The organism is Paenibacillus phocaeensis (genome assembly GCF_900021165.1).
GTDB classification, from domain to species: Bacteria; Bacillota; Bacilli; order Paenibacillales; family Paenibacillaceae; genus Fontibacillus; species Fontibacillus phocaensis.
The window spans coordinates 79,594-92,448 of record NZ_FCOQ01000034.1; the positions used below are offsets into that span (position 1 = coordinate 79,594).

The 12,855-nt window shown below is 44.3% G+C and carries 18 protein-coding genes; 1 reads left to right on the forward strand and 17 read right to left on the reverse strand.

The genetic code is table 11. From position 1 onward, the window contains the following. Window positions 1–299 precede the first annotated feature (299 nt). Together BN3795_RS22310 and BN3795_RS22315 are read right to left on the reverse strand one after the other, a co-directional pair. The gene (locus BN3795_RS22310) at window positions 300–1,562 is read right to left on the reverse strand and encodes an IS91 family transposase (RefSeq protein WP_110945313.1); all 1,263 of its coding nucleotides are present in this window, start codon (window positions 1,560–1,562) and stop codon (window positions 300–302) included. Between the two features lie 239 nt (window positions 1,563–1,801). Continuing rightward, window positions 1,802–3,103, reverse strand: coding sequence for an IS1380 family transposase (locus tag BN3795_RS22315; RefSeq protein WP_416143361.1), 1,302 nt, complete (start codon window positions 3,101–3,103; stop codon window positions 1,802–1,804). A 202-nt stretch (window positions 3,104–3,305) separates the two neighbouring features. On the opposite strand from BN3795_RS22315, the gene BN3795_RS26285 reads away from it, so the two are divergent. Continuing rightward, complete coding sequence (locus BN3795_RS26285) at window positions 3,306–3,407, forward strand: stalk domain-containing protein (RefSeq protein ID WP_110945333.1); 102 nt, start codon at window positions 3,306–3,308, stop codon at window positions 3,405–3,407. 81 nt (window positions 3,408–3,488) lie between these two features. Here BN3795_RS26285 and BN3795_RS25705 read toward each other — a convergent pair whose 3' ends face one another. The 15 genes from BN3795_RS25705 to BN3795_RS22380 all read right to left on the reverse strand — a co-directional run bounded on the left by BN3795_RS25705 (window position 3,489) and on the right by BN3795_RS22380 (window position 12,851). Next, on the reverse strand, window positions 3,489–3,653 hold the full coding sequence (locus BN3795_RS25705; RefSeq protein ID WP_198524798.1) for a hypothetical protein: 165 nt from the start codon (window positions 3,651–3,653) through the stop codon (window positions 3,489–3,491). Then, a complete protein-coding gene (locus BN3795_RS22320) occupies window positions 3,650–4,138 on the reverse strand; it encodes a JAB domain-containing protein (protein ID WP_009226417.1) in 489 nt (162 codons plus the stop codon). Before BN3795_RS22320 ends, BN3795_RS25705 begins: the two co-directional genes overlap by 4 nt. Before the next feature lie 136 nt (window positions 4,139–4,274). Continuing rightward, window positions 4,275–4,634 carry a hypothetical protein gene (locus BN3795_RS22325; RefSeq protein WP_068786894.1) on the reverse strand — a complete coding sequence of 120 codons (360 nt, stop codon included), beginning with the start codon at window positions 4,632–4,634 and terminating at the stop codon, window positions 4,275–4,277. Between the two features lie 101 nt (window positions 4,635–4,735). Continuing rightward, window positions 4,736–5,125 (reverse strand): type II toxin-antitoxin system PemK/MazF family toxin, encoded by a 390-nt coding sequence (locus tag BN3795_RS25305; protein WP_110945314.1) that lies wholly within the window; start codon window positions 5,123–5,125, stop codon window positions 4,736–4,738. Beyond that, on the reverse strand, window positions 5,067–5,219 hold the full coding sequence (locus BN3795_RS25710; RefSeq protein ID WP_009225497.1) for a hypothetical protein: 153 nt from the start codon (window positions 5,217–5,219) through the stop codon (window positions 5,067–5,069). The genes BN3795_RS25305 and BN3795_RS25710 overlap by 59 nt, the downstream gene beginning before the upstream one ends. Window positions 5,220–5,293: 74 nt before the next feature. Then, the gene (locus BN3795_RS22330) at window positions 5,294–6,175 is read right to left on the reverse strand and encodes a hypothetical protein (protein ID WP_068786895.1); all 882 of its coding nucleotides are present in this window, start codon (window positions 6,173–6,175) and stop codon (window positions 5,294–5,296) included. 18 nt (window positions 6,176–6,193) lie between these two features. Next, window positions 6,194–6,874, reverse strand: coding sequence for a RecB family exonuclease (locus BN3795_RS22335; RefSeq protein ID WP_009226413.1), 681 nt, complete (start codon window positions 6,872–6,874; stop codon window positions 6,194–6,196). Then, a complete protein-coding gene (gene ssb, locus BN3795_RS22340) occupies window positions 6,874–7,305 on the reverse strand; it encodes a single-stranded DNA-binding protein (RefSeq protein WP_068786896.1) in 432 nt (143 codons plus the stop codon). Before ssb ends, BN3795_RS22335 begins: the two co-directional genes overlap by 1 nt. Continuing rightward, window positions 7,302–7,982: a hypothetical protein gene (locus tag BN3795_RS25310; protein ID WP_110945315.1), complete on the reverse strand. Its 681-nt coding sequence runs from the start codon at window positions 7,980–7,982 to the stop codon at window positions 7,302–7,304. The genes ssb and BN3795_RS25310 overlap by 4 nt, the downstream gene beginning before the upstream one ends. Beyond that, window positions 7,972–8,298: a hypothetical protein gene (locus tag BN3795_RS22355; protein ID WP_110945316.1), complete on the reverse strand. Its 327-nt coding sequence runs from the start codon at window positions 8,296–8,298 to the stop codon at window positions 7,972–7,974. Before BN3795_RS22355 ends, BN3795_RS25310 begins: the two co-directional genes overlap by 11 nt. Beyond that, window positions 8,295–9,206 carry a hypothetical protein gene (locus BN3795_RS22360; protein ID WP_068786899.1) on the reverse strand — a complete coding sequence of 304 codons (912 nt, stop codon included), beginning with the start codon at window positions 9,204–9,206 and terminating at the stop codon, window positions 8,295–8,297. Before BN3795_RS22360 ends, BN3795_RS22355 begins: the two co-directional genes overlap by 4 nt. A 283-nt stretch (window positions 9,207–9,489) precedes the next feature. Continuing rightward, window positions 9,490–9,801, reverse strand: coding sequence for a hypothetical protein (locus BN3795_RS22365; RefSeq protein ID WP_009225501.1), 312 nt, complete (start codon window positions 9,799–9,801; stop codon window positions 9,490–9,492). Window positions 9,802–10,160: 359 nt separating this feature from the next. Continuing rightward, window positions 10,161–11,201, reverse strand: a complete 1,041-nt coding sequence (gene recA, locus BN3795_RS22370; protein WP_068786900.1) for a recombinase RecA — start codon at window positions 11,199–11,201, stop codon at window positions 10,161–10,163. Between the two features lie 107 nt (window positions 11,202–11,308). After that, window positions 11,309–11,980: a hypothetical protein gene (locus BN3795_RS22375; protein WP_198524800.1), complete on the reverse strand. Its 672-nt coding sequence runs from the start codon at window positions 11,978–11,980 to the stop codon at window positions 11,309–11,311. A gap of 52 nt (window positions 11,981–12,032) precedes the next feature. Then, window positions 12,033–12,851 carry a S1 RNA-binding domain-containing protein gene (locus BN3795_RS22380; protein WP_232730013.1) on the reverse strand — a complete coding sequence of 273 codons (819 nt, stop codon included), beginning with the start codon at window positions 12,849–12,851 and terminating at the stop codon, window positions 12,033–12,035. Window positions 12,852–12,855: the final 4 nt, after the last annotated feature.

The window sequence follows — 12,855 nt, forward strand, 5'->3', positions numbered from 1 at the left end:
AATAAGAAAAACGCCTGGCGTCCTTTTAAGTTCGTTCAACTGAGTTCATACGTGTAAAATGGCCGGGTGTGGGAGAAAAACTTATACCCGGCTATTTTCTTACATCGCTAATCCTGTACTCGTAACCATGAATTCCCTCGTAATATTCCGGGTACATGCCTCCTCCACATTCTTCGCAGCTGAATTGCGGAGGTACGGTTGGATCTCCATCATCCATCGCATCGAAATTTCGAACGACATTCAGCGGAATCTCTTCTGTTGTATGACATTGAAGACAGATGTAGGTTACTTTCGCTTTGCTATGCAGCCCGCTTTGCGGCTTTTTCTTTTTCTTCGCTACCTTTCGTTTCTTTGACACCGGCGACATCCCGTATCATCCTCTCCAGACATGCCTTTGAGGTGGAGCACACCGCGTACTTCACCTTCAACTTCCCATCCTCAAGGCAGGCTTCTCCCTTGTATTCGTAATAACTTTCGCATTTTGGGCAACATGGCGGCTTCCCCGTCTGCTCCTTGATCCGTTCACTCCACGTTCTGCGTTTTAATATCCGCTTTGCCTTGACAATCCATCTTCTCGCGGCTTTTTGCCACTCACTGACTAACTTCTTGCACAGGCTCTTGATCCGCCGCGAATAAACCCCGTAGTAACGGATCGTTTTGAAGTTTTCATCCGGAATATGCCGCACAAGTCTACCCATAAATTCTTCTACCGAAATCGTCTCGGTCTTCTCTTCCCCGTCATTCTTATCCCGGTAACGAAATGTCACCTTTTCTCCGTCATACGCTTCGATCCGGCTAACCGCTATCGCTGGTCTTCTCATGTATCGCCCGATATACCCGAGTTGCTGCTTGACGTTCCCTTTCTGTTTCGGAGCATGCACATAAAAGCCTTCTCCGTTCTCGCAGTAAGCTTTTTGCAAACGGGACTGCACTTGCTTTTTCTCTTGTTCACTTAACTTTCGTCGAATCAGCTTCAAAACAACCGTCTGCCATTGCTTACGCAGCATCTCGAACGGAATAAAATCGTATGTTTTCCACTCGCCGGTCTTCTTCATTCCTCCCATCGTTACAAGCATATGTACATGAGGATTGAAGTTAAGCCGTGCCCCAAACGTATGCAACCCGGCTACGATTCCGGGAGTTACCTTATGTTTCTTCTCAAAATGTTCTTTGACTAAGCGTACCGCTTCATCCATAAATTCTTTGAGTAATTTTGCCCGATGGAGCAGAAAGATTTCCCGTAATCCTTCGTCGATCGTGAAGACGACATGGCGGTGGTTGACTTGGAATACATCTTGTTCCAGGAGACGTGCCCATTCCTCTGTTTCTCCGCATGAACAGGTCGTACAGAATCTTCCTTTACAACGATACGGAACGAGCCGTAGGTCATGACATCCTTCACATACCATCAGCTTAAAACCGTTTCTGGGATCCCCGCATCGACGGAATTTCTCTACTTCTTTCCGCACATTGGCACGCAGCTTGCCACCATGTTTTGCCACAAACCGATCCCAGTGCCCTCGCTCATCAAAGAAGATTCGTTTCAAGATGTTCGTCTCCATATCCTAACCTTACCAAAAACAGAAATAAGGCGGAAGACCTGCTTCCACCTCGAAATTTTATAAACCTGAATTTCGAAAGCCCGTCTTTACAGTAAACATGCTGCAAATCCGCGTAGACAGAGTTGTAAACTATTGAGAGAATTCCCAAACGATTCGATGGAATCCGTCTTCGTTGAATAGTCGTCCCCCCTCCCCACAGAGCGGGCTAGCGGGATTTCCAAGTAAAGTTTTACCAGTTATCATTCCAAGACGGCGATTCTCTCTTCTATTCGTTTCCATGCGTGTCGGTTGGAAAAGTCTTTCATCAGCTTGAGGACGACCGAGCGACTGTGCCGAATAATCGTCGCCGCGCAATGAAAGAATTCCAAACGGAATCGGGCGATCGTATACCCGATATGCATCGGTTCGCAAACGTTGCGTTTAAAGTGCTCGAACAAATTATAGGCCAGCAGCTTAATCAGCAAATCCAATTCATTTGCTTTGAAATCGCCGGTTGCAATCCGATCGATGGAAAAGCTTTGTTTCGCTTCTTTGATGTAATTTTCCATACAGCAGCGTTGATTGTAGAAGCGCAACAGATCTATCGGTTCCCACTCCAGATTGGTTACAATTGCTTCGTACGTCCAGTCCGAATCGAATACGATCCGGCCTTGCCCATCATCGAAGATTTGCGCTTTGCGAATCACCGCCACACGGCGTGACGTTTCCCAGGAGGTCGCCTTGTAAATCAACGTGATGCCTTCGATGATCCAGTCTTCGTCGACATAGCGCGTCCAATAGCGGCAGGCCTGCACTTCTCTGGCGAGCCGCTGAGTCCACTTTAGCTTGCCGACGTAGCCGACTCCCTTGTTCTCCCACAAGCTGTAAAAGTGTTCGCCGCCAAAGCCTTTGTCAAATCGGGCGTATTTCACGCGGCGATCGCCAAGGAGTTCAAAGGTTTGCTCCAGAAACGCGGCGGCATCTGTAGATGAGTGAGTGTTGCCCGGCCGAAGCGTCGCATTCAGATTCAGCCGTGTCTGCCCTTCGAAGACCAGCAACGGGTGGTAGCTGTTCCGTCCCGGCTTGTGCGGGTTGGTTCCTTTGGCTGCGCCTTCTTGATTGCCGTACACGGTTTCCACCGATGAATCCAAATCGAGAATCAAGCCGACAGGCAAGGCGGGACGAAGGATCTCCTGATTCAGTGCCCGTAGCTCGGCTGGCAGCGTCGGACAGGTTCGGCCCCATCGAACCAATTCCTTGTATAACAAACTATGATGGGGACAGCGACCGCCGAGAAAACGGCGTAACAGGACGTCTTGCTGCAATTTGCGAAAGTGGAAGATCCGCTCACATCCGAGCATCCATCCTATGATGAGATACAACACAATGCGCTGAATAGGGAAAACCGCATTGATCGCTTTGCCGCCGGAGAGATATCTCATCGCCTCCGAAAGCTTGATTTTTTCAAGGTAGGCCAGAAATATGTTAACACCGCCAAAACTCGTGGCGTTATTCAGCGAAAATTCGCTCTTGATCTTGCTCATGATTGTGGTAGACTTCACCTTAAGGGTGCTCCTCTCTTGGGATGATGTTGTCTTCGCAAACACCATTATACCAAGGATCTGGGGCACTTTTCATGTTTTCAAAGAGTTGTACTTTCGAAATTCAGGTTTAGTAGTTTTATGGAAAATATAAGGCTTATTAAACAGTGAAATTTGTCGCTCTTCTGTAGAAAAGATGAATGTACTTGAGGGGGGCATGTAAATACCACTTCGTTTTATCAGTGAGACAATCGGAGCCAGTGTTGTTTGGGATAAGTCTAATTGGACAGTAGATATTAATGTAGACAAGTTTGTGTCATGTTAAGATCATAAGCCTGTGGACGAAATGGATGCCACAGGCTTATCAATTTTTTATGAAAAGTGCGTAGAAAGTATTTTAATTTCATTAGCTACTTGAAGCATTCATACCCATCTTTCCATCCTTGCGCAAAGTTTTCACCGTAACTGTACTCAAAACTTCAGGAGGGGCTGCAAGCAACAACGCAGCTACCCACCGTTCCTTACCATCCCTCTTCAAAAGCTCATTTAAAAAGCGATCCTTGGCTGTCATATCATGCCCTGCTCCTTTAAAGAAACATATCCTTCCGTTCCGATAACAACATGATCCAGGACATCGATGCCAATTATTTCACCGGCTTGTATTAGTCTTTCGGTCAATTTCTTATCTTCAGAACTAGGAGCAGGATCACCTGAAGGGTGATTATGCACACAAATAATGGATGCAGCTCCTTTAATGATTGCAGGTTTAAAGACTTCACGAGGATGCACGATTGCAGAATTTAACGTACCGATAGAGATAACCTCTTTAGACAAAATTCGGTTCTTTGTATTTAAAATAAGGATCATAAAATGTTCCTTATCTAATCCAACTAAATCGGTAGCCACAGCCTGAAAAACATCGGCTGGTGTATGGATATAGTGATCTTTCTCCCCCTCCATTACTTTTCGAATCAGTTCAAGCAACTTCTCAGCCTGTTTGCGTCTTCTAGGTGGCAAAGCATTCAACTGAGATTCCATCACCATAAAATCTTTCATTTTTACTCCTTCCCGTTTACCCCGAGCCGCCTTACGGCGGTGTCGGAAATAAACACCGCCGTTTAACGCCGGGCGAGAGGCGAAATTATTTATAACTATCTCGAACCATAATTTACTCTGAGAACTAAAGATGCAATTAGACTTTTCTCGAATCGAAACGCTTCGTTTCTTTCAACGTGCCATATTGGGACAAAGTAGCTTCATCCCAGCCGAGCTTCTTAATCGAAGTAGCCGGAAGACTAAGGAACTCCCAAGCATTCTTTCCTTCTGCTGTAATCGCTACGGCCAGTTCCTTCAAACTATCGGCTCCAAACTGCCAAGAAGTCGAAATGCTGTATCCCCAAACTTTGTCTCCTGCATGAAGCGGCCCATTATCATCAACATAAGCCTTTAAATTTTCTTTCATTTTCTTCAGCGCTGCTTCAGTACGTTCTATTTCCAGTGCCAACTCGATTGCTTTTTCCTCTGTCAACTTCTCAATTACTCCTGTAGTCATTTAATACACTCTCCTCATTTTTGGCCTGCTTAATAAAATAAAAAGAAAAAAGACGAACAAATCCCCTGAAGGAAATTGTTCGTCTTTTTTAAATTATACAGTCAAACAAACATTGAACTTGCTACACGCAATACACTTTCTAAATCAGTGGATTGCAATGTACCTATCTTCACTTTTAAAAATGTCTTATGAAAAGAAGTTAGCTTAGAAACACGAATACACGAAGCGCGATCCAAGCCAGCGTCTTCCCAATAATCTATAACAACATCATAATCATTTCGAGGACGCGCACTGGTGATCGGCGCTAAAATAATAACATCGTCCGATTCATTTAGCATATCGTTTGAAATGATAATTACAGGTCTCATTTTATATTGAGTTGGATCTTCATAGTACGAAAACTTAGCCACCCAAATATCTCCACGACAATACCTAGTCCCGATACTTCTCGTCATAAACATCGTCCTCAGTATTTTCAAACCACCACTCATAGCCTGGTCCTAATACAGTGACATCTTTCGGAATAGGTGCACTTTTCTTAGCAACGTTGCCCGTGTTCTCCACTGACTTTTCCTCCTTGTTCATGACGATCCTCCTTCCGCTCGGTATTGTTAAGCTCATTGTAACCAAACGGAAGGAGAACATCAATGTATCAGTAATTAAATGTGGCAATCCACTACGACCAGATAGTGGTTAGGATTAGAGGATTTAATAAACGTTTCATAGTATGACTTGTTGAAATTGCGCGCTTCTTCTGGCGTTTCAGAACCCATACCAAACCATCCCATATCCCCTTTGGCATGCCACTCTCCATCCGGTGTAATCACCGCGTAGGTTGAAAAACTCAACATTTCACGAATATAAGATTGCTTATCTCCGTATCTTTCAAAGATATATTCCGGACGGTAAAGGCTTTTTCCAGCCAGCATTTCTTCCCAAGCTTTAGTTGCCTCAGCCACCATAATTTCGAATTTTGGTGCAAGAGATGCTGGTACTTGATACCCCTCAACCTCTACGGTGAGGCCCTCATGATCGGTTTGCTCAATAAAGAAGATATCCTTAATTTGAGCAGCATCCGCTCGTTCTCCCGACTTCAGCAAAAGTGAACCTGACCATCTGCCACCAATGGAATACCAGTCCCATTTAGCATTAGGATTCTCCCAGTAACCGTACTTTCCTGTTTCTTCATCACGTGATGTGTATCCTCCGTATTCGACCATGAAATCATCAAAAGAAGGATACACTTCCGTATGCCGAATCTGAACTCGTTTTAAGTGACCCGGCACTTCATATCCGATTACACTGCCACTTGGAGTTACTTTTCTGAACACCTTATCATATGGCGATACGATACGCCCGTCTTCCAATTGAATTCGTTCTGAAGACTCATTTTCATAAATCTTGCGGTACTCTTCTTCAACATCATGAAATTCCAGATACTCTTTCGGACAATCTCCCATGTAGTTTTCTTGATAAGGAGCCAGCAAATCCTCAACTTTATCCAATGACTCTGTAATCACCGCAACTGTAAAATGACTCATTTATATCATCCTCTCAACTTAATTCTTCGAATTTTGATAACACTCCAGCACAAACGGACAATGCTTACATTGGCTGCCTGGAGTAGGCGGAAACAAAGAAGAAGCCATATCCGGGAATGATTCCAGACAAGACTTCTTCATTTCAATTTCTTCCGCCAAACCACGCGCCCATTCTCTAGCTTCATTGGCATCAGACTCGTTATATACAAACGATTCTGCTTTCCTGAAGCGTAGAAAGTACAATGTCCCCATGACTTGCCGGAGTCCTCTCATTTTCATAATTGCCCAAGCATATAATGCAAGCTGCCTTGTATCATTTGCTCGGTACGGCCGCCAATTCGATTTCCAATCCCAAAATCGTTCCTCTTCCAGAAGATCAATGTAGCCTTGAAGTTGAATACCGTCTCCAAGTGGAAGTACAAAATGAACTTCCGTTTGTCCCCTGACTTCCGGAGCACGCTGCACCAATGAAGCAATCTCTTCATAAGTCACTTCGGGATGAAAATCTGATTCAATAATTGCCTCTATAATGGCTTCATGCTCAGATACTCCATTGATCTTTAGCTCAATCGCTTTATGAACTGCTTTTCCAAGAGCTAGTGGTTTAGTAACTGGCTCTTTTTTACCTAAAATGTACTTTTGGTAAAATCGATAAGGGCAAGTTTCATAAAGCGAGAGCCGGGAATAAGAGTACAGCATTAGAATGGCAAATCGTCATCAGAGATGTTCCATCCATCTCCGGCTGAATTGGTCCCTTGATTATTTGTCGAATTTTGACGACCATTACCGGTTTGAGAAGTCCCGTTAGATGTGTTAGTAAGGAATTGAACATACTGTCCAACCACCTCCGTTACATATACACGACGGCCTTCATTGTTCTCATAGTTACGAACCTGAATTCGGCCCGTAATTGCAACCTGGTGGCCTTTCTTCACATAGTTAGCTACATTTTCAGCGACTGCCTTCCATACTACAACAGGAATGAAGTCTGCTTCGCGTTCTCCATTTTGATTCGTGAAGGGACGATCTACAGCCAATGTGAATTGTGCCACTGCTACACCAGAAGGTGTATAACGTAGCTCAGGGTCCTTTGTCAGTCTTCCGATTAATACCGCTTGGTTCAAGCTCATCTTTTATCCTCCGTCTTCATGCCTGCCCTTTCAGGTTCAGGACTTACAGATTTAAAATTGCAGACAGATCTTTCAGCGTCTTCCGTCCACTTAGGACGTACTGAACAAGAATAAATTTGGAGCACATCGTCCAATAAGGGAGCTTCAATTTCTTTCTCGCGTTGTCGGATACGCTCAATGTACTTTTGATATTTAAAGTTCTTTATCCCGATGATCAGCCAGAGATAAGCGCCTTGCCGTTCTGTTTCCAGAAACTCATTCCACTGCTCCCAAAGAAGATCCATAGAACGCATGTAATAGGCAAAATCTCTTTCTCTCATTAGCTTCCAATTAGGCTCTTTGCCTCCTGTGTGTTGCCTCAATAACTTTCGTTGATTTCGGCTGAGTCGTTCAGCTGGATGCACAATTTTCCGCTTACGATATCTCTGCCGGACCTGTTCTTCCGGAACTCCCTCCAAAAGAGAAATAAAGCGAAGTACTCCCCCACTCTCCCCACAAAACCAACATTTGAACACCTGGTCTTTGGTGTTGAGAGAAAGGTAGTATCTTCGCTTTTTTCCCGGTTTAGAATCCTCATGGCAAAATGGACATTTACAGAGAACTTCCTCCCTCGATTGAGAGGAAGGCTTAATAATAAGTCCGTTCTGGTCTGCAACGTCCAGAATGTCAGGAAGCATGGTCGATCACTGCCCTTAATTGTTCTTCTTGGCTAGGTGGAAGTTGTATCTGCTCCCACTCCGACGAAAGAACAATTTTGCGCGTAACCGTGTGAATCTGCTTTTTAGGTTCCCACCACTGCCAACGCTCGTAAGCTTCCGCAGCCATTTGAACATGCTTGCATTGCTTGTGTCCAAAATGACATGCAGGGCAGTCATGCGTAATAATCAAATCGTTGTAATGAGGCTCCACTTTCACGAGATACACACCGTTTTGCTTACTGGATGGGAACGCACAGATTAGCGCCTTCCCATCCGTAAAGGTCGTCAGACTCATGCAGCTTCACCTACTAACTGAATCGATTTCACAATTTTGAAGCCATTGCTCATTTCAAAATCAATTTTAAATTGCGTATTGTTTGAAATCGCATTGACCTGATCAAGCGTTTCTGCTGTATTAGCAAGCACAATGGATTCTTCACCAGTACCCACATTGACTACTTTCAACTTGGCGAATGTTACTCCACCCGGAGAGGTTCCTGTTGCCATATCCAGCATCTTGTATACTTCTCCTGAGTTCTTTTGATTCAAGCTTGAAGGCATTCCACCCGAATTATTTTTCTTACCTTTATTTTCAATAGTCTTTGAATCAGGATTGGACGGAGCGCTATCAGAAGACGACTTTTTCTGAATTTGATTGTTCGTTTGAGCAAGCTCACCCACTTCAATCCGTTCAGCACCTTCAATGGTTTCAATCTCACTTTCGTCCATCATTCCAAGGCCGGATAGTGACAGAGTTACCCGCCGCTTCGCTTTTGTTTCTGCTTTCATAATGGCATTAGCAAGTTCGTCTGCTGTCAAAGGGAGAATATTTCCTGTAGGGACTTTGCATCTACGCATCTCGTCCCAGATCTTCTCCTCTTTCATTAAGGAAACAGCACCTATGGATTCATCAGCACGACCGTCTTGAGTCGTTCCACGAGCTGTCACACAGTAAACATCACCAATGCGTTCACGGCTGGTTATTGTGATACTGATTTTGTGAATTTTACGAAGCTGATCCGTAGCATCGCGCTTAGCATAAAGCACTAACTTTCCATCCAGTTTCAGATAATCAAACGGCTTGGTGAGGGGATTAAGTCCAACGCTCTCACAAACTTTCGTGTAGTAGATCAAACGTTCCTCAGGTTTCAATGAAGAAAGATCACCTTGAACTACTACCTTTTCCATAATCGACAAGTCCATTTTTTAACCTCCACCCGTCAATTGACGCCTGTGCTGTTTATACCCGCACAGAAAGGTAAAATAAAAAACGTCCTTCCTCTATCAGGAACTACGTTTGTTCACCATTTTTACTGTTGTTTGCTTCAATCTACATGGGTATTTTAAGGATCACGACAGTGTCATGAAGTTGATTTACTGTCAGAAAGGGATGTCCTAATATTCCGCCCCTCCTGCCGTTCATTTGCTTTTTGGTAATTCCCCCGCTTACTCAATATGCTATTGGAAAATGGGAATCTGATTTTTATTAAAGTGTATAGCTCTTCACAAGCTCATCCAGATCACTCCAGATTTGTTGGAGCCTCACTTTGAGCATTCCATCTGTTTCGACACAGGCGTCATCCAATAACGATAGAGCCTCCTCAAGCATCCCTTTAACTCGGTCAAAGGCTTCTGCTTCAGCCTGAATAAGACTTTGCTCTAAAGAGCTATGCTCATTTCTGGATTTCTCCCACATTAGCTTCAACTTCGTCCATTCGCTCTCATTAGGCAGAACCAGCTTATGACGTGAAACTAATGAATCTTGCCGCTTGCCCTTTTTAAACCAGTGTTTAAACACGCTTCGATCACCCTTTCATTTTTTTGAGAAAATAAAAAAAGCCGATCTCTGCACAGAATAATCCATGCAAAAATCGGCTTTAATTCACATTATCAGTACATTAAATTACACATGCGCGTGCGGCTGAAGCTTTATCAGAGCCTTTCGGTACTCTTCTTCCCTTGTTCTCAGCACAGGAGATGTCGGGTTATTTGCTTTATCCTACTTTATCCTCAGCTATAAAGCTTTGTAGGGGAGGTACAACAATTATCGCCTATACAGGCAACTCTTCTCTCCGGCAAATGGGAGTGTAGAGGTAAATATAATTACAGGAATATTATAGCATTGTGATTTTCGAAATGCAATCATACGTTCTCATACTATCCAGCTGCAATTTCCTGATCTTCATCTTCTTTCAGTACCGGTTTCAGTTCTACCTCAGATCCGCGGATCTCACTGTCGATTTTGAAAGCTACCTCCGGATGCTCCTTTAAAAACTGCTTGGCATTCTCCCTGCCTTGCCCTAAACGATCACCGGCATAAGAAAACCACGAGCCTGACTTTTCAATCACATTCAGTTCAACTCCGAGATCAAGAAGGGTTGCTTCTTTCGAAATGCCTTCACCATACATCATATCAACCTCAATTTGCTTAAACGGCGGTGCAACCTTATTCTTAACGACCTTAATACGAGTCCGGCTCCCCACCGTCTCATTACCTAATTTGATTGTCTCCATACGACGTACATCAAGACGAACCGATGAATAGAATTTCAACGCACGGCCCCCAGGAGTTACTTCCGGACTTCCAAAGGATACACCGACTTTCTCCCGGAGTTGATTAATAAAAATAGCGATCGTCTTGGATTTACTAAGCGAACCGGATAATTTTCGCATCGCTTGAGACATGAGCCGGGCTTGAAGTCCTACATGAGAATCCCCCATCTCTCCCTCGATCTCTGCTTTAGGAACAAGGGCCGCTACGGAATCAACAACCAAAATTTCTACCGCTCCGGTTCGTACTAAGGCATCTGCAATTTCCAGCGCCTGTTCACCGGTATCGGGCTGGGACAACAGTAATTCATCAATGTTTACGCCTAAATTCTTAGCGTAAAGAGGATCAAGTGCATGTTCCGCGTCAATGAAGGCAGCTTGTCCGCCCAGCTTCTGAACCTCTGCAATTGCATGAAGCGCCACTGTTGTTTTACCGGAGGATTCTGGACCATAAACCTCAATAATTCGTCCTCTTGGAAAACCTCCTACACCTAAAGCTATATCAAGAGCAAGATTGCCGCTCGAAACGGTTTCAACTTGGACATGGGACGCCTCCCCTAATTTCATGACAGCCCCTTTCCCATAAGACTTCTCAATTTCCTTTAAAGCCTTTTCTAGTGCCGCATGTCTGTTTTCTTGGTTGTCCATAGTCTAAAACTCCCTCCTATAATGCGAATGTATGTTCCTACTTATAGGAACAATTTACCATACATATGTTCGCATTTCAATAGGGAAGGAGAATTTTACCAAGACATTTACTTATTTACCCATTCTCCCTTGATCTGCCTGTAGAAACGATAATCTTGTTTCAGGTCAGTGTCCAGTAGTAACTTCGCTTCCTTCAAAAGTTCATTCAACGGCATAACTGCTTCAAGAGATTCTGATATTGCGATAATGGGATACGACGAGTGCCGTAATGAAGCATGCAAGTGACTGGTATCACCACGGATCACCAATACATTTCTGGATTCCGCTCCAATCTCAACCCTCCCCGTAAAGGGATAAGGAGCGGCATGAATTTGAAACGCTTTTTGTTTATCCCGCATGGCACAGCAAAACTGAAAAAACACTAAATGGGACAAAATCTGTTCCAATGTCCATGTCCTCCAGAACTCATGTGACCATTCCAAGTTGAGTAATTGCGCAGCTCGCGGGCCAATCGTATAGACGGGTATCGTATTCTTGTTCTTGAGAAGTAGGTGCTGAATCAGCTTCTTCTCAGCTAACATGCGCCGAATCTGATGCCGCTTCCATTGGAATAAACGGCCCATTTGTACACTTCCCATACAGCCGATTAAACCAAGCGATCTGAGACCATCTGCTTCGGTAGCAGCTCGTAATGGAGCATATCCCGGTACAAGCTCCTCCGGAAATGAAGCAGGTTTAAACGTCCATTCATGTGTAATCGAGAATGGTGATGTTTTCATACAAAGCTCCTTTCTAAAACTGAAGTAAGGAAAGAGGCGAGAATCGCCCCTTTCACTTTTTTGGAATAATCCGTCCATAAATCCGTTCTTGCTTTGGATCAACCCCGCGGACCCGAATATAGACTGTGTCGCCCCGCTTCACTTTTCCAAACCGGATATGCGGAACCAGAGCATCGACTCCGCGCTCAAGATTAACGAAAATGCCGTACTCCATTACACCGGATACCTTACCTTTGTAGGTTCCTTTGGATACATATCGTTTTACGCAATCCGGCCATGGACTTTTCTCTGTTGCCTTCTTGCTAACCTTCACGATTTTATTTTCTTTATCCAGTTCTACCACCTTTACTTTGAGGTGATCCCCGGCGGTAACTTCTTCACGAAGATCATCTACCCATCCATAACCATATTCCTGAACCGGCAGTTCCGTTGTAATACCGCCAATATCCAGCATCAATACCTTGGGAGTAACATTACGTACTACCGCTGTAATTACCGCATCTTGCTCCAGCCATTTCCACGTCAAACCTTCCATATGTTCCAGGGCTGCTTGACGGGATGCGATGAAGGTATCTCCATCACGATCATAGCTCAGGATTTTAAAGGCAACTGGTTCTCCAAGTAAACGCCGAAATTCATGGGCATCCTTCGTACCAGAGAAATCCTGTGGGATATATCCTCTGACTCCACCGACTAATACCACGCCACACAGCTTGTTAAGCTTTGGCTCAAGACCAATTAGTTCAGCTTGCAATACAAGATCATTCTGCCGGGCACTATAAATCTGTGCCCAGCCTTCATCATAGCTGCTCTGCTCCAACTTTTCCTCGTTATAACCTTCAATCAACACTTTCTTTAACTCTTCACTCATGTTC